The organism is Lactobacillus sp. W8093, assembly GCF_016100925.1.
GTDB lineage: Bacteria > Bacillota > Bacilli > Lactobacillales > Lactobacillaceae > Lactobacillus > Lactobacillus helsingborgensis.
Genome location: NZ_JACFRL010000001.1, coordinates 204,436 through 221,262, shown reverse-complemented (window position 1 = coordinate 221,262; position 16,827 = coordinate 204,436). Strand labels below are relative to the sequence as shown.

Annotated in this window: 14 protein-coding genes and 1 riboswitch; of the genes, 6 read left to right on the top strand and 8 right to left on the bottom strand. The window is 36.8% G+C overall.

Features of this window, described 5'->3' with window-relative positions; translation table 11 throughout:
- Positions 1-162 precede the first annotated feature (162 nt).
- Positions 163-2,004: a BspA family leucine-rich repeat surface protein gene (locus H3T47_RS01040; RefSeq protein ID WP_199282248.1), complete on the top strand. Its 1,842-nt coding sequence runs from the start codon at positions 163-165 to the stop codon at positions 2,002-2,004.
- A 64-nt stretch (positions 2,005-2,068) separates the two neighbouring features.
- Here H3T47_RS01040 and H3T47_RS01035 read toward each other — a convergent pair whose 3' ends face one another.
- The gene (locus H3T47_RS01035) at positions 2,069-3,589 is read right to left on the bottom strand and encodes an SLAP domain-containing protein (RefSeq protein ID WP_122051798.1); all 1,521 of its coding nucleotides are present in this window, start codon (positions 3,587-3,589) and stop codon (positions 2,069-2,071) included.
- Positions 3,590-3,788: 199 nt separating this feature from the next.
- Here H3T47_RS01035 and H3T47_RS01030 point away from each other — a divergent pair, with 199 nt between their 5' ends.
- Positions 3,789-5,720 (top strand): BspA family leucine-rich repeat surface protein, encoded by a 1,932-nt coding sequence (locus H3T47_RS01030; RefSeq protein WP_199282247.1) that lies wholly within the window; start codon positions 3,789-3,791, stop codon positions 5,718-5,720.
- Between the two features lie 67 nt (positions 5,721-5,787).
- Here the strand turns inward: H3T47_RS01030 and H3T47_RS01025 are convergent, their stop codons facing one another.
- On the bottom strand, positions 5,788-6,558 hold the full coding sequence (locus H3T47_RS01025) for a hypothetical protein (RefSeq protein WP_199282246.1): 771 nt from the start codon (positions 6,556-6,558) through the stop codon (positions 5,788-5,790).
- Positions 6,559-6,767: 209 nt separating this feature from the next.
- A complete protein-coding gene (locus H3T47_RS01020) occupies positions 6,768-8,291 on the bottom strand; it encodes an SLAP domain-containing protein (RefSeq protein WP_199282245.1) in 1,524 nt (507 codons plus the stop codon).
- A gap of 160 nt (positions 8,292-8,451) precedes the next feature.
- Between H3T47_RS01020 and H3T47_RS01015 the strand changes: the two genes are divergently transcribed.
- Entirely contained in the window at positions 8,452-9,774 is a 1,323-nt protein-coding gene (locus H3T47_RS01015) for a replication-associated recombination protein A (RefSeq protein WP_199282286.1), read from the top strand.
- Between the two features lie 148 nt (positions 9,775-9,922).
- Here H3T47_RS01015 and H3T47_RS01010 read toward each other — a convergent pair whose 3' ends face one another.
- The gene (locus H3T47_RS01010; RefSeq protein WP_199282244.1) at positions 9,923-10,234 is read right to left on the bottom strand and encodes a hypothetical protein; all 312 of its coding nucleotides are present in this window, start codon (positions 10,232-10,234) and stop codon (positions 9,923-9,925) included.
- A gap of 344 nt (positions 10,235-10,578) precedes the next feature.
- On the opposite strand from H3T47_RS01010, the gene H3T47_RS01005 reads away from it, so the two are divergent.
- A complete protein-coding gene (locus H3T47_RS01005; RefSeq protein WP_199282243.1) occupies positions 10,579-10,950 on the top strand; it encodes a hypothetical protein in 372 nt (123 codons plus the stop codon).
- Positions 10,951-11,151: 201 nt separating this feature from the next.
- On the top strand, positions 11,152-12,069 hold the full coding sequence (locus H3T47_RS01000; protein ID WP_199282242.1) for an alpha/beta fold hydrolase: 918 nt from the start codon (positions 11,152-11,154) through the stop codon (positions 12,067-12,069).
- Positions 12,070-12,123: 54 nt separating this feature from the next.
- Here H3T47_RS01000 and H3T47_RS00995 read toward each other — a convergent pair whose 3' ends face one another.
- From H3T47_RS00995 to H3T47_RS00985, 3 genes are all read right to left on the bottom strand, one after another.
- Positions 12,124-12,873 carry an amino acid ABC transporter ATP-binding protein gene (locus H3T47_RS00995; protein ID WP_038520816.1) on the bottom strand — a complete coding sequence of 250 codons (750 nt, stop codon included), beginning with the start codon at positions 12,871-12,873 and terminating at the stop codon, positions 12,124-12,126.
- Positions 12,873-14,498 (bottom strand): ABC transporter substrate-binding protein/permease, encoded by a 1,626-nt coding sequence (locus H3T47_RS00990; protein ID WP_199282241.1) that lies wholly within the window; start codon positions 14,496-14,498, stop codon positions 12,873-12,875. The genes H3T47_RS00995 and H3T47_RS00990 overlap by 1 nt, the downstream gene beginning before the upstream one ends.
- 108 nt (positions 14,499-14,606) lie before the next feature.
- Positions 14,607-14,783: riboswitch (Lysine riboswitch) on the bottom strand.
- 128 nt (positions 14,784-14,911) lie between these two features.
- Positions 14,912-15,544 (bottom strand): DNA-3-methyladenine glycosylase, encoded by a 633-nt coding sequence (locus tag H3T47_RS00985; protein WP_199282240.1) that lies wholly within the window; start codon positions 15,542-15,544, stop codon positions 14,912-14,914.
- Positions 15,545-15,587: 43 nt separating this feature from the next.
- On the opposite strand from H3T47_RS00985, the gene H3T47_RS00980 reads away from it, so the two are divergent.
- The gene (locus H3T47_RS00980) at positions 15,588-15,947 is read left to right on the top strand and encodes a DUF488 domain-containing protein (protein WP_199282239.1); all 360 of its coding nucleotides are present in this window, start codon (positions 15,588-15,590) and stop codon (positions 15,945-15,947) included.
- A 106-nt stretch (positions 15,948-16,053) separates the two neighbouring features.
- Here the strand turns inward: H3T47_RS00980 and H3T47_RS00975 are convergent, their stop codons facing one another.
- A complete protein-coding gene (locus H3T47_RS00975) occupies positions 16,054-16,758 on the bottom strand; it encodes an NAD-dependent protein deacylase (RefSeq protein WP_187159307.1) in 705 nt (234 codons plus the stop codon).
- Between the last annotated feature and the right edge of the window lie 69 nt (positions 16,759-16,827).

The following is a 16,827-nucleotide window of genomic DNA, read 5'->3' as shown; positions in this document are numbered from 1 at the left end:
AATCCTTTCTACTAAATTTATTATAACCTAATATAGGGGTAGTAATACATGTCTTACAGTAAAAGAATAATAGTCTGGCAAAGTTTAACTTAAGTTTTAAATTATTAATTAGTTTTAAGTAAAATACCCGTATAATTAGGGTAAGAGAAAAGAGGTGTCAAGATGAAATTACCTAATTTAATCAAGTTAAAAAAGACAGGCGCAGGCATGGCAGCAATGGCATTAGGTTTATTCGTAACGTTGCACACCAATTTAAATGTTGCTGCTGCAACAGAAACTCATGCTGTTGTCCCAATTAGTGCGACAGGTTTGCCATCTGATGCCGGTCTGTGGACTGGCACTGATGGCAGCTGCACGTGGAAATACGACGTTATTACCAGAACCCTGCGGATTAGTGGCGCGCAAAGGAGCAGTCAATTATCCAGCACACCATTTTTAAAGCAGTTTAAATGGTCTGGTAATATTGAGCATATTGTGTTTGAAACACCGATTCAAATGGCTCCGAATTCGGCAGAAAAGTTTGCCGGTCTTGAGTATTTGGAGGATATTACAGGTCTCGACAAAGTTGATACTAGTCAAGTGACAAATATGGCTTTGCTTTTTACTAATGACAAAGCACTAACTAAAGCTGATGTTAGTCACTTTGATACCAGCCAAGTGACTAGCATGGAACGAATGTTTGACAACACAGCCTTAACAGAAGTAGATTTGAGCAGTTTTAATACCAGCAAAGTCACTAATATGAGTGGTATGTTTAGAAACAGTCCGATGCGACGTCTTAATCTGAGTAGTTTTGCTACCAGCCGAGTGACCAATATGGCAGAGATGTTTGCGGATAGCGATGTGGCAGAACTTAATCTGGCTAATTTTGATACTAGTAATGTCACTAACATGGCTGGTATGTTTGCTGGAATAAAAGTTCCTGAACTAAATCTTAAGCACTTTGATACCAGAAAAGTTAATAATATGTCCGATATGTTTTCCAGTACCCAAAATTTGTCAAGTCTTGATCTGAGTAATTTTGCTACCAGTCAAGTGACTAATATGGCGGAAATGTTTTCGGGCAGTAAAGTTATTCACTTAAACTTGGCTAATTGGGACACCAAAAAAGTTACCAGTATGAAAAATATGTTTCAAGGGTGTTCTAACTTAACTAAACTTGACTTAAGTGGCTTTAATACTGGTAATGTTACAGATATGGCGGGGATGTTTGCAAAATTCGCTCACTTGGATCAGCTAAATTTCAGTCACTTTGATACGAGTAAAGTTAAAGATATGAGAGAAATGTTCGCAGACAATCCGGCTGTTACTAGTTTGGATTTAAGTAGTTTTGATACCAGCAACGTTACTAATATGATCTCGCTGTTTTCTGGAGACAGTTCTTTGGTTAAACTCAATTTAACGGGCTGGAATACCAAGAATGTACGCTGGATGAATTCAATGTTCAGTGGCGACAGCAGTCTAAAAGACATTGACTTGAGGCACTTTAATACCAGCAAAGTTACTGATATGCTTAGGATGTTTAAAGGTGCAAAAAGTCTGGAGCAGCTTGACCTGCATACTTGGGATACACGCCAAGTTACTAGGGTCAGCGAAATGTTTATGGACTGTGATAATCTTGTTTTTGTTGATCTGCGTGGCTGGCGGTTACCAAAAATGTATGATTCAACGGAAATGTTTACTAATGATCAGAAGCTCGCTGGAGTTGATTTAAGTCATTTTAATATTCATAATAGTCAGATTTTGAAAAATGCTGGCAATCCCAAAGGCTTTGTTGTCAAACTCGGGCATTACTGCTTACGTAAGAGTTCAGGAGTAGGTCAAGGTTTTAAACATATCCAAGCTGTTGGCAAAGGCACAATTACCAAGCCTCGGGGCAAAAAATATACGGAAAAACAATTGCTAAAACTGTATAATCATTCGGCTAAAAAGAGTCCTAAAGAAACTTATGTTATGTATAATGGCAAAAAGCCCCAGCTGCCTGAAGGGTTCAAACTTAAATAGATAAGACAAAAAAGCTAATTCGTTATTAAAAACGAATTAGCTTTTTTCTATTAGTCTAAAAGATTTAATCGCCCTGAGGAACAGACATGGTTGTCAGTTGCTCTTTAGCAGTTTTAACATACCAGACAGCTTCAGCAACTTGGGCGATAGTTGCCTTATCAGATCTTATTATGGCAGAGGCATTACTTAAGGAGCTATCATAATTATTCATTAGATCCGTATCATATTTAGCGTTTTGATCTAAATCTTTGCCCTCATTAAAAAGTGCTAGTAATTCTTGCTTGTCAGCAGTCGTTGCAATTCTTTGATCATTTTTGGCCTGCTCAATCGTATTAAGTGCTTTCAGCTTTAACCCGCTGACGTATTTAACATCGCTGACTTTGATAAAGTTATTGCCATAGTTTAATTTTTGGTTATTACTGTGGGTTACTGAATCTTGATCTGGTATCGGATTTGGTTGCTTGTCATCAATCACATTAGTATCGCTGTAATTTAGACAGTGATAAAACAGTTCCGCCTTGTTTTTCTCAGGAATCCACAAGTACATTAAGCCATCAACCGTCAGATTACTATGTGTCGGCTTCATGATATGCTTGCCAGTTGCCTTACCGGAAGTATCATAAAGTTCAACGCTGTTGCCTGCTAATGGGGTGACATAAGTGTAGACTAAGTCACTGTAATCAATAATAGGCAGGTTCCTTTTCAGTTTAACTTCGTATTCTGAAACATATTCATCTGGGTGATCGTGCAATCTGTATATATAACCCTCAAAGCCATCAATTTCGTATGGAATAACAGTTAAATCAAGTTTAATCTTTTGTCCTTTTTTCAGTTTCCGCTTTGCAGCAGAATAATTTACCGTTGTGCTGGAGGTGTTCCTAAGGACAGTCGCTGACGAAACACCATTGTAGCGAGCAATGTGACCGTTAATGTAGCCGACATTAGCTGCCTTAATGTAGCGATTATGTCCTAAAGAGTAATAATATTTCCCTTTAATTTTATGAGTAGGTATATATCTGGGCTTGAAGTATCTGTCTAAATCATTAAGATAATAAAAGTATTTGGGTGTTTTAGTAGCAGTCTTAGCTTTTCCTTGATACTTGACAATTGCATCAGTTCTTAATTTCTTACCAGTTGCTTTGCCAGTCTTGGTGTAAATCAATGAATTGTGACTTAATACTAGTTTGCCTTTTTTAATATTATGACCTTTTACTTCTAAAATATCGGCATTTTTAACGTAATAGTTATGTCCAAGGTTGTAAAATTTTTGCCCGTTAATTTTTTTAGTGCCGTAGTAGGAATAACTGGTTCTGCCATCGCTGTATTCATCAATTTCCATGTCAGTAATCACGTAGCCCTTGGAATCAGCGCTAAAACCTTCAGGAACGGTAAAGCCGTGAGAAATATTCAATTTTATTTTATGACCTGACGGATTGTAAACATAATCGTTTTTAAGCAGCGTAACTTCTCCTTTGGCTTTTTGAGCAGCTTCTACTGTTTGGGAATTGGTGATATTTGGCAATAATGGACCAGCAGTTAATAATAAGGCTGTTAGTCCAATACAAATTTTCTTAAAGCGTTTCATATTATGACCTCACAAATTATGACCTTACAAAGATGAGCTTATAATTTAATGTTATCGTAACCCAAAATGAAACTCAAATTTATTTTATCTGGTGAATTTAATGGATTTGCCTGGCTTTCATTATTTTTAACAACTAGGAAAATTATATTTTGGGTTTGAAACGGCTTATAATTAAGTTAATGAAAAGGAGGTCATGATAATGAATCATAACCATTCAAGACAAATTTTAAGTTTAGTTAAAAAAGTTGGTATTAGCAGCAGTCTTGCTTTTTGTGGTCTGAACTTAATGGCAGCTGCTGTTAAGCCGGTTTCTGCTGCAACTAATAAACCTGATGCTAGCGATCAAGTGAATAATGATATTCAAGAAATACCAGGTATTTGGTCAGGCAAAGATGGTGACTGCAGCTGGAATTATGATATTGTTACCAGAACCCTGACAATTAAAGGAACTCAGAAAAATAGCACTCTTTCGAGTCGCCCGTTTAATGAAGAATGGAGTTGGGGGAATAATATTACCCATATTGTTTTTGCCTCCCCCGTAAAACTTCCTGCAGATTCAAAATATAAGTTTAGCGAGCTAAATAATTTGAAAGACATTAAGGGACTGGACTTAGTTGACACCAGTGAAGTCACTGACATGAGTGGCTTGTTTGATATGGATCAGGCTCTGACTGAGCTTGATTTAAGTCACTTTCAAACTGATAAAGTAACTGATATGAGTAGAATGTTTGAGTCTACAGGACTATCAACGCTAGATTTGAGCAGTTTTAATACTAGCAATGTCACTAAAATGGATTATATGTTTAATGGCTGCACTGCCAAAAGCATTAACTTGAGTAGTTTTAACACCAGTCGCGTTACTGAAATGAGTAATATGTTTAGTCTAACCAAACTTCAAAATCTTAATTTTGCTGACCTTGATACAAGCAATGTGAATGATATGTCAGGAATGTTTGAGCGGGCTGATATTTCTAATTTAGATTTTGCCAAACTCAATACTAGTAAAGTTACAGACATGGAATACATGTTCTCAGGAACAACTGGGGTAAAGACTCTGGATCTTAGTTCATTAGATACCAGTAATGTTATTAAGATGTCAAATATGTTTGCTTCAAGCAAAATAACAAAATTAGTTTTAGACAATTGGGACACCAATAAGGTAACAGATATGTCGTATATGTTTGCTGACTGCCCTAATTTAACGGATGTTGACTTGAGCAAATTGCATACGGCGAATGTCACAAACATGTCATACATGTTCGAAGGCTTTTCACAGCTAGAGCAATTAAATCTAGCCAAACTTGATACTCATAATGTTAAAAACATGAGAGGAATGTTTGCGAAAAATCCTAATCTAAAGAGTATAAATTTGAATCATTTAGATACGTCAAATGCAACTAATATGCGGGAAATGTTTGCGAAAAATCCTAATTTAAAAAGTATAAGTTTGAATCATTTAGATACATCAAATGTAACCAATATGCGGGAAATGTTTGCGGAAGATCCTAATATAGAAAGTCTAGATTTAAGTCATTTAAATACTGCTAAAGTTACCACCATGTGGGGGATGTTTACTGGAGATTATTCTTTAACCAATTTGAACCTGGATGGCTGGAATACTGAGAATGTTAAAGACATGACTTATATGTTTGCTGATAATAAGAGTTTGGTTAGCATAGATCTTTCGCATTTCAGAATGACTAATGTTACTAGTACGACTGGGATGTTTAATGATTGTACTAATCTGATGTATGTGAATTTAAGTGGCTGGCATTTACCGAAATTAAAATCTTCAACTATAATGTTTGAAAACGATAAAAAATTAGTTGGAGTTGATTTAAGCTATTTTAACATTCATAACAGTCAGATTTTGCTCAACGCTGGCAATCCTAAAGGTTTTGTTGTCAAACTTGGGCATTACCGCTTACGTAAGAGTTCGGGAGTAGGCAAAGGTTTTAAACATATCCAAGCAGTGGGTAAAGGGACAATTAGAAAACCTAAAGGCAAAAAATATACTGCAAAACAATTGCTAAAACTGTATAACCATTCGGCTAAAAAGAGTCCCAAGGAAACTTATGTCATGTATAATGGCAAAAAGCCGCAGCTGCCTAAAGGGTTCAAACTTAAATAATATAAAAAAGACTAGTTCGCTTTAACTGCGAATTAGTCTTTTGTTTTATTAGTGAGGGCACTGAAGATTATTTTAATTTGCCTTTATTAATAAGTTCAGCGTCACGAATTGCCAGTTTCTTGTTATGTGCTTCATGGCCTCTATCAGATAGATTAGAATTAAATTTATACCCTCGTTTCTTCAAAGCTTTAATATCGCTTTTAATTAATGATGTATCAACCTGTGGATGTTTCTTGTAATAGTGATAATCGTATAAATAATCACCATATTCTACAACATCACTCCATCCAACATGCTGTTTAGGTGCTTTTGCTTTCTTTGGCTTTTGCACAGGTTGTGGCTTCAAATCACCTGATGGTTTAGTAGTAGGAACATTTTCCAATTTAATCTGTCTGTTTAACCACTTAATTTCAGCGTTAAGATAATTCTTGAAAGTCTTGGCATACTTAGTCTTATAATTTTTAAAATGCTTCAAGACCTTTTTGTAAAAGGCTAATTTTTTAGTCTTATTCGTTAACTTTTGGCCCTTCTTGACATTCTTATTGAAATAATTATTTGCTTTCTGATGGCGTTTTGACCAAGTTTTCTTAGTTTTGTGGATATTGGTCTTAGGTTCGGGATCATTATCTTGGATAGGTTGCGAAATTGGTTCAGCTACAGGAGTTTCAGTTTTATCTGTTGCACTTGTATCTGGATTATTTGTATTAGTGTTGGTATTAGTATTTGTTTGATTAGTTGCAGCCACATCTGCTAAAACAGCTGAAGTTTGACTAATAATTGGCGCTAAAACGGTAATACCCGCGACAGCTGCAACAATAATATTTTTATGTAATTTCACTTTAGTTTACTCCTTTAAATTTGATTTCAATAACCTTTATTACTAAGCCTATCACAACTTTTTGTCAGTTGATAGCTGTTTTTTAATAATTAGTAGCTAATGAATCAGCATCAAACTGATAGTCTCGTTTTTGCCAGGCTCTACATATTGTCTATTATATTTGCTTGGACTATTTTTGTAAAACTAATATTGCTCTGACTAGTAGACATTTAATCACCCGGCGGAGTAGACATAGTTGTCAGCTGCTTTTTAGCGGTTTTAACATACCAAACAGCTTCATCTACCTGTGTGACAGTTGCCTTATCAGACCTTAAAATAGCAGAAGCGTTTCTTAAGGCGCAATCATAATTAGACATGAGATTATGATAAGCGCTATTTTGTGCTAGATCTTTTCCTTCATTAAAAAGTGTGAGTAGTTTCTGCTTATCAGCTCCTGTCGCAATCTTTTGCCCATTTTCAGCCTGCTCAATCGTATTCAGTGCTTTTAGCTTTAACCCACTGACGTATTTCACATCGTTCACCTTAATAAAGTTATTGCCATAGATTAATGCTTGCTTTTTTGCAGGGTAAGTTGGCTCTGAATTTGGCACCGAGTTTGGTTGGTTGGCATCAATCACACTAGCGTCACTGTAATTTAAACAATGATAAAACAGTTCCGCCTTATTTTCCTCAGGTACCCAGAGATACATTAAGCCATCAACTGTTAGATTACTGTATTGCGGCTTTATAATACGTTTACCAATTGTCTTGCCAGATGTGTCATAAAGTTCAACGCTGTTGTCTGTCACTGGCGTAACGTAAGTATAAACTAAGTCGCGATAGTCAATGATAGGCAAATTCTTTTTCAATTTAACATCGTTTTCATCAACATATTCATCCGGATAGTCGTGCAGTCTGTAAAGATAACCCTCAAAGCCATCATTTTGGTAAGGAATAACAGTTAAATCAAGTTTAATCTTCTGTCCTTTTTTCAGTTTACGTTTAACGGCAGAATAATTTACCGTTATGTTGGCGGTGTTCTTAAGAACAGTCGCTGACGAAACACCGTTATAGCGAGCAATGTGACCGTTAATATAGCCGACGTTAGCTGCTTTAATGTAACTGTTATGTCCTAAGGAGTAAAAATATTTTCCTTTTATTTTGTGGGCAGGTACGTATTTGGGCTGGAAGTACCTTGCGACATCCTTAAGGTAGTAAAAATATTTGGGTGTTTTAGTAGCAGTCTTAGCTTTTCCCTGGTACTTAACAACTGTATTAGTTCTTAGTTTCTTTCCCGTTGTTTTGCCAGTCTTGGTGTAAATCAGTGCATCGTGTTTGATAGTCAATTTGCCTTGTGTGATATTGCGCCCATTGACTTTTAAAACATTAGCACTATTAATGTAATAGTTATGCCCCAAGTGGTAAAATTTTTGTCCGTTAATTTTTTTAGTGCCGTAGTAGGGATAACTGGTTCTACTGTCATCATCATAAACTATCATTTCTGTAATCAAATAGCCTTTGGGATCAGCGCTAAAGCCGTTAGGAATGTTATAGCTATGTGTACCCCGATTTTGCTTCAATTTTATTTTATGGCCTGACGGGTTGTAAACATAATCGCTCTCAAGCAGCGTGACTTTTCCTTTGGCTTTCTGAGCAGCTTCTACTGTTTGGAGGTTAGCGGTATATGGCAAAAATAGAGTGGTGGATAGGGCCAGGGCTGTTAAGCCAATGCCAACTTTCTTGAAAAAATTCATATTTTCACCTCATTATATGTGATTTTGTACCTAATATAATTATAACGTAAACTAGTTATTAAAATCAGAGCAAACAGATGTTCATTTATTTTTGCTAGCGGACAAATACTTGTATAATTAGGCTAGTAAGTGTTAAGAAGTAAATAAAGAAGATGTAATGATGAAGCAAGAATCATTATTTGCAAACAGTGGGCAAAATGAACCTTTGGCTAACCGCGTACGTCCCCAAAATCTAGATCAGTTTGTAGGACAAGAACAGCTGCTGGGACCGGGAAAAATTTTGCGCGAAATCATTGATAATGACCAGGTTTCCTCAATGATTTTTTGGGGACCACCGGGAGTCGGTAAAACGACTTTGGCTGAAATAATTGCCCGGCAGAGTCAAGCGAGCTTTTTTAATTTTAGTGCGGTTGACAGCAGCATTACTAAAATTCGCAAAATTATGAAGCAGGCAGAAGCTGAACACGAAGTGGGGCAAAAAACGCTGGTATTTGTAGATGAAATCCATCGTTTTAATAAAGCACAACAAGATGCTTTTTTACCCTACGTTGAACGTGGCAGTATCATTTTAATTGGTGCTACGACCGAAAATCCTTCCTTTGAAGTTAACTCGGCGCTGCTTTCACGCTGCAAGGTTTTTGTCTTAAAACCTCTTGAAGTCAAAGATATCATTAAGTTATTGCAAAACGCTTTGCACAACCCTAACGGTTTTGGCAAGTTAACCGTCAAAATCAGTGAGCAGGAGATTAAAGCCATTGCCAAATTTGCCAACGGTGATGCTCGGACTGCTTTAAATACGCTGGAGATGGCAGTTTTAAACGGTCATAAAACTGGCAATACGATTGCTGTGACTATGGATAGTCTTGAACAATTAATCACCCAAAAGTCGGTCCTGTATGATAAAGACGGAGAAGAACACTACAATATCATCTCCGCTTTGCATAAATCAATGCGTAACAGCGATGTGGACGCGGCAATTTATTGGCTGTCGCGGATGCTTGAAGGGGGAGAAGATCCGCTTTATATAGCACGCAGACTAGTGCGCTTTGCCAGTGAAGATATTGGCTTGGCAGATACTAATGCGCTGAATGTAGCGGTCAACGTCTTTCAGGCTTGTCAATTTATAGGGATGCCGGAATGTGATGTGCATTTGACGGAAGCAGTGATTTATTTATCGCTTGCGCCGAAATCAAACGCGGTTTATAAGGCTAGACTAGCTGCTGAAGAAGATGTTAAGAAGACGATTGATGAACCAGTACCTTTGCAGATTCGCAATGCTCCGACTAAGTTAATGAAAGATTTGGGCTATGGTAAAGGTTACCAGCTCGCGCATTATGCTAAAGACAAGTTAACGACAATGAAAACTATGCCACCGAGTTTAGAAGGACACGAATATTATTTGCCAACCTCGCAGGGTCATGAAGACCGCTTTAAAAAGAGGCTGGAGCAGATTAAAGAATGGCACAAAGAATACGATGATTAGCGCGCAGCTTTTAAAGTCTAGCCTCATTGGTTTTAATTTCCGGGACACTGCTATTTGAGCATCAACTAAAAAGCGGGCAAACCACAATTTAAGTGGTTTGCCTGTTTTTGTGCTCTTTCTTTTCTGTGGCAATATTTATTTAAATTCATTATTTGACGAAAACCATGTTGCCTGAAGCCCACATAATGTAAAAAAACAGAATAACACTAATTATTAGAGCTAATAGCCAACCCAAAACCAAACTTATAATAAAGGTAATATGTTTGTGTTGAAAAAATGTTGTCAATACATCTGACAAAGCTGATAGTAGGAGACCCAAAGCGCCAACGCTTAAACCAAGAGATTTGAAAAACGGTAGGATTAAAACCAACAAGAATTCGCCTAATGCAATAAGCCATACAACTTTATATAGATGATCTGATAACAGTTGTTCTTTCATCTTAGTCTGTTTTTTGGTCATTATTAATAGCTCCAATCATGATATTGCCAAGATTTATTATGCACAAAGCAATATTAAATTTTTCACAGATACAAGAAACAGTTATAATTTAAACTTTTATTTATATCAATGATAATAATTACTTATAGGTTAGTACATAAATATTAAATTGTAAAATTTTTAATTAGAGATAAATTAAGCTGATTTTTGACCAATCTAAAACAGATGTAATAGCTGATTTTTCTGACGGAACAACTGCAGTGACTAATAGAGCCTTTGATTAATACCACATTTCATTTATAATTATAAATAATAAAATAATTAAAATAAATCAAAAAAGAAAGGCTGTGGGAAATAAGATGAAAATGAAATTAGCAAGAGCTGCTTTACTATTGTTGTGTCCATTTGGAATAACGCTTTTTTTCTCCAATAAGCCGAATTTTAACTTAATATGGTCAATTAGTGCGTTCGTCATAACAATAATTGCTACAGCTTGCTTTGAAGTAAAAGAAGAAACATTTACTAAGCAAGTCGAAAATGATTTATTTTATTTTATGGCATTACAAGGTGCACCTATTAGTTTTGAAACTTTATATTTATTGAATATGACAGATGAGCAAGAAGATCACCCATTATTGATACTCTTAATTATTGTCTTAAATCTAATCTGTGTGCTTTTATTTGACTATTTAATTAATCGGGCTAAATTTTACCAAGCTGAAGGTAAAAATGAGTAAAATTTAACAAGATTTGAGTACCAGGCAACTATACTGCTTGGTACTTTTTTCTAGCGTAAAGTTCGTCAGACTTTTTGATAAAAATTGCGTTAGTCTTGTAAACATAATTTGCAATTTACAAGTTAGCTGCATTAATAATATACTTAAATAAAGTAGCAGTGTATGCATAATAACAAGAGATTATATGAATATAGGCAAAAAATGAGTAGTACATCAGTAATAGAAAACGTAGAAATTAACGGCACTAAACTTTATTTTTCAATTAGTTCAAAGCAAGGCCGGAAACCAATCATTTTATATTTGCATGGTGGACCGGGTGATGCCTGCATCCCCCTGACTAAAAAATTTAATAGCGAACTAGAAGATCATTTTATCTTTGTCAATCTGGAACAAAGGGGCAGCGGACTATCGTATTACAAATTTTCACCTGAAGAAAACTTGTCCATTAATACCATCTTGGCAGATATTCATCAGTTTGTGCTTTATTTATTAAAACGGTTAAAACAAGATAAATTGATTATTATGGGTCATTCTTGGGGCACAGTTTTAGGACTCTATTTTATTCAAAAGTATCCAGAGCTGGTTACGGAATATATCGGAATTGGTCAAGTCGTTAATATGAAAAAGAATATTGCTTTACAAAAAGCTTTTTTACGAACAAAAATGAAAAACACTGCCAAACTTGACCAACTTGATTTTGTCCATGAACCAACTAAAGCCAGTCTCAAATTAACTAAAATGATTGTGGCTTATGGCGGCTCAATCTACGGCGCTAAAAACTACCGCAAATTAATTGGTCCTTTTATATCTGCTAAAGATTATTCTTTTAAAGACTTAATTCATCGCTTGCAGGGATCGAAGCAATCAATTCAATATTTTTGGGAAGAACTGATGGACGTTAATTTTGAAAATATCCTGCATTTTGCCGTTCCCATCACCTTCTGTGAGGGCAGGCATGACCACCATGTGTCCTCGCAATTGACTGCAGAATATGCTGCTAAAATTACTAGTCCGTGCAATATAATTTGGTTTGACCATTCCGGTCATTTCCCGCAGTGGGAGGAGCCAACTAAATTTAATCAGGAAATTATTGGACTTTTAGAGCCACAAGCAAACTAAAAAACTGGCAAATCACGTAGATTTGCCAGCTTTTTTATATTTAATTAGGCCTTATTAATTATTCTGAAAATTACTCAAAAACTTGACGGTTTTTTCATTTTGCGGGTGATTGAATAATTGATCTGGCGTGCCTTGTTCAGTAATTACGCCATCGCTAATGAAAAACATTTGGTCGGAAATCTCCTTCGCAAACGCCATTTCGTGGGTTACGATAATCATCGTTAAACCAGTAGTAGCCAGATTCTTCATGACGCTTAAAACTTCACCGACCATTTCTGGATCCAAAGCACTAGTAGGCTCATCAAATAACAAAATTTCAGGATCCATGCAGATTGCCCGGGCAATCGCAACCCGTTGTTGTTGTCCACCTGAAAGTTGGCTGGGACGAGCATTAACGTATTGCTCCATACCTACCTTTTTCAGATTAGCAAGCGCAATTTTACGCGCCTCGTCTTTTGACCGTTTTAATACTAACTCTTGACCTACCATACAATTAGCTAAAACATTCTTATTTTCAAACAAGTCAAATTGTTGGAAAACCATGCCGACTTTAGCACGATAAATATTACGATTGTAGTTTGGTGCCAAAACATTTTCACCATGAAAATCAACTTCACCGGCAGTAGGTTCTTCAAGCAGATTGATACAGCGCAAAGTAGTTGATTTACCGCCACCTGAAGGACCGATAATGGTGGCAATTTCACCTTTATTAATGTCAAAAGAGATATCTTTTAAAACTTGGTGTTCACCAAATGTTTTCTTGATGTGCTTTAAACTTAAAATAGTTTCGTTTGTTTCAGTCATTAGTTCTTAGCCTCCATGTCTTTTGGTGTGCCTACTTGAACTTGGTTTGCCATTAAGTTGTAATTCTTACTTCCTTGGAGGTGTTTTTCAATTAAGTTGAATATTCTGGTAATGGTAAAGGTCAAGATGAGGTAGATAGCAGAAATTGTCAGGTAAGTTGGGAAGAACTTAAATGTCTGACTCGCAATAGTTGAACCAACAAAGAACAACTCTGATACGGAGATGATACTCAAAACTGAGGTATCTTTGATATTAACGATAAATTCATTAGTAATTGAAGGAAGACAATTCTTGATTGCTTGTGGCAGAATAATATGCCACATTCTCTGGTTGTGGGTCATTCCTAACGCACTGGCTGCTTCAAACTGACCTTCGGGTGTAGAAATAATTCCGCCGCGGATGATTTCTGCTAAATACGCTCCAGTGTTGATCGAAACAATGATTAGTGCGGCGACCGTTCTGTCAATATTCAGGTGCCAGAATTGGGCAATACCATAGTAAATCACAGCTGCTTGCACCATCATTGGCGTACCCCGGAAAATCTCAATATAAACCGAAAGCAGCCAGTTGACAAACTTGAGCAGCCATCTTTTACCACTGGTAGTTGGTGTAGGAATAGTTCTCACAATACCAACGGCCAAACCGATAAAGAAACCTGCAATAGTACCAACTGAAGCCAAAAGTAAGGTCATACCGATACCGTTTAAAATCATGCCGCCATATTGGCGCCACATAGATACTAACCAAGGTTCTGACTTAGCCTTTTTACCTTTTTTATCACTATCAGTTTTAGGCTGCTGCTTCACAGCTTCAGTCATTAACCTAACCCTTTTTGCTTGAGGAATAGTAGCTAAAATTTGGTTGACACTCTTTAGTAGAGCCTTGTTAGGCTTGGCAATTCCGATTGAGGTAACAGATTCTTCCTTAGTAGCATGAAAACCAGCCATTTTGCTGACAGGAATTGACTTAATGTCAGGATCAACCATCTTAAAGGAAGTTGATTCAGTGTCTTCGGCAACATAGCCATCAATGGTGCCGGAGATTAAACTTTGCCGCATTGCCGCAAAATCGCGCATAGCCGGTTGTCTCTTAGCACCTTTTAACTGCTTGATTAAATCATAGTGGAAAGTACCTTGTTGCGCTGTTAATTTTGCACCCTTAAAGTCAGTCAGCTTTTTAGCGTTGGCGTATCTGCTGTTAAGTTTGGTAATTACCACAAAAGTACTGTTTCTATATGGCTGAGAGAAATTAATGGCTTTTTCACGTTCAGCTGTTGGGCTCATGCCGGCAATAATTAAATCGGCTTTACCACTGGTTAAAGCAGGAAGTAAACCGTCCCATTCAGTCTTAACAACTTCGACTTTTCTGTGTAATTTTTGCCCAAGGATTTTAGCAATCTTGACATCATAACCATTGGCGTATTCTTTTGAGCCCTCAATTGGCACAGCACCGTTGGCATTATTAGTCTGTGTCCAATTGTACGGCTGATAATTAGCTTCCATGGCGACTTTGAGCGTACCGCCGTCCTTTTTGGCACTAACTTCATTCAGGCTAAAATTAGCCCCAATGCCTAAACAAGTGAATAAGGCAACCAAGGTAGCCAACCACTTAAATCTTGACTTCATTTTGAAAACCTCCACAAAATATGTTTCAAATAAAGCCAACACAATAAAAGCGTAAATAAAAAACTCGCTGTTACACAAAACAACGAGGTTATAATCTATTATTAGAACAAATCATATAGCGCTCCCCGGGGACTAACCGGGACAGTCTGCAAAATATTCTCTTGCAGCCCAACAAGAAGATTGAAACGAACAACATTCTTGTTTCGGCGGTAATTCTTACGCTAACCTTCAAAGTGTTCGCTCACTCAGATTAGTTTCGTAACAACCGCGACCTCTATTGCATTGGAAATTATTTAACTTAGAAAAATAATAGGCTATTAAGAGTGACTTGTCAATAATTTTATTTAAAAAATATTTTATAATTATCTCATTTATTTTCTTTTACTATTTTAAAAGACTTCTGCAAGCTGCTCTTACCGCCAGCCGTTATCTGTCTGATAAGCGCTCTTTTTCATTCTAGAAACATAGGGATTACCGGCAACATAATAACGTAATTTTTTGTTAGCCCATTCTAATTCAGATTGACTAACACCAATTCTGGCACTGGTTTTAATTTCCTTAGCCAGTTTTTTGTGACTGTTATCCAAGTCAATTTTAAAAGGGGAAGCAGTTAAGAAGTGTAAATTCCATTTTTTATCATGAATGCCAAAAGCCTGCATCATTTTAGCAGGACCATTAGTTAAAAGCACACCATTTTTGCCGGCTCGGTTTTTAATCATCTGCTCTATACCCCAGACTGGTTCGATAGCCCTGATTAAAACTCCTTGCGGCTCATTATATTCTTGCGTTGCGACATCGAAAAAGAAGTACTGTCTTTGAGCGTAAATATAAATGGTTCCGCCTTTGCGATAAAGACCTTCATTAGCTGGGCTGCGATGACCGCCGTAAGAATGTGCTGCCTTGTCTTTGACCCCTAAATATGCTTCAGCCTCCACAATATAGCCACCCATTATATTCTGACCATCATTATATGTTAATGGTCTGCCGATTAAGTCTTTAGTAATAGCAGCAGTTGGTTTATTAGTAAAATAAGTTGAATAATTCATTTTTCTTCCGTGTAGTAAACTTAAACTAAAAGGAGATATTATCATGACAAAAATAAAAGTAGTGCGCATTTACGAACATGAGCAGCCTGCTGGCTACCGCATTTTAGTTGACCGTCTGTGGCCACGAGGCAAAAGCAAAAAAGATGCTAATTTGGATGAGTGGGTCAAAGAAATTGGTCCCAGCACTAAATTACGTAAGTGGTTCAATCACGATGATACTAAATATCCTGAGTTTAGGCAAAAGTACATTGCTGAATTGGAGCATAATCCAGCGACCACAGCTTTTGTTGATCAGGTTAAAGCCAAGCTTGCCGAACAAGATGTCCTTTTTCTTTATGGTGCTAAAAACAAAGAACACAACCAGGCAGTTGTGCTCAAAGAATATGTTGAACAAAGACTATAGTTTTTGACTTTTCTTTTAGTACGCAAAAAGTGAAAAGCAATGGTTAAAATTAGGATGCTGAAAACAAGCAATTCAAATAGCTTAAAGGCTTTTTTAAAAAATTAAATTAAAGCTGTTTAAAAACATCTAGTGCATCCGCAATAATAGCAGAAATTCCTTCTGCCGGAATAGCTGTTTTATTAATTGCCCAAACTTTGGCGCCGGCTTGTCTATATGATAATAATTGGGCAAATGGATACACAACAAAACTGGTGCCTGAAATAATTACGAGATCAGAATTTTGCATTGCGTTGACAGATTTGGCTAAACTGTCGCCGTTAATTGCTTCACCGTATAAAACAATTCCTGGTCTGATAATACCGCCGCAATTTTCATGACGGTAGGACTTAGCATATTCAGCGTAGTCAACAGCTTTGTGACATTTAGTGCAGTAGATATTATAGAGACAGCCGTGAAATTCAGTCACGTGTTTATTACCCGCTTTGGTATCTAAGCCGTCAACATTTTGGGTGATTAAATCGCCTTTTTCGTTGCAGATAGCAGCAATTTTTTCGTGGATTTCGTTTGGCTTGGCGTCAGGGAAGTACATATTATCCATGACGAACTTGTAGAAAAAGTCAGGGCGCTGATAAAGAGTTTCTTCGCTCAATATTGTTTCTGGACTTTCAGAGACGCCGTCATAAATGCCGTTTTTAGAGCGGTAATCGGGAATACCTGAATGGGTCGATACTCCCGCACCGGTCAAAAAAGTAACGTGGCGCGCCTGATCAATATCATTTTTTAACTCAGTTATCTTGTTAGAATCAATCATAATTTTGCCTTTCTTAAAACTAGTTCTGCTACTGCTAGTTTACTACAAGATTTTGTCTAACATATAGGG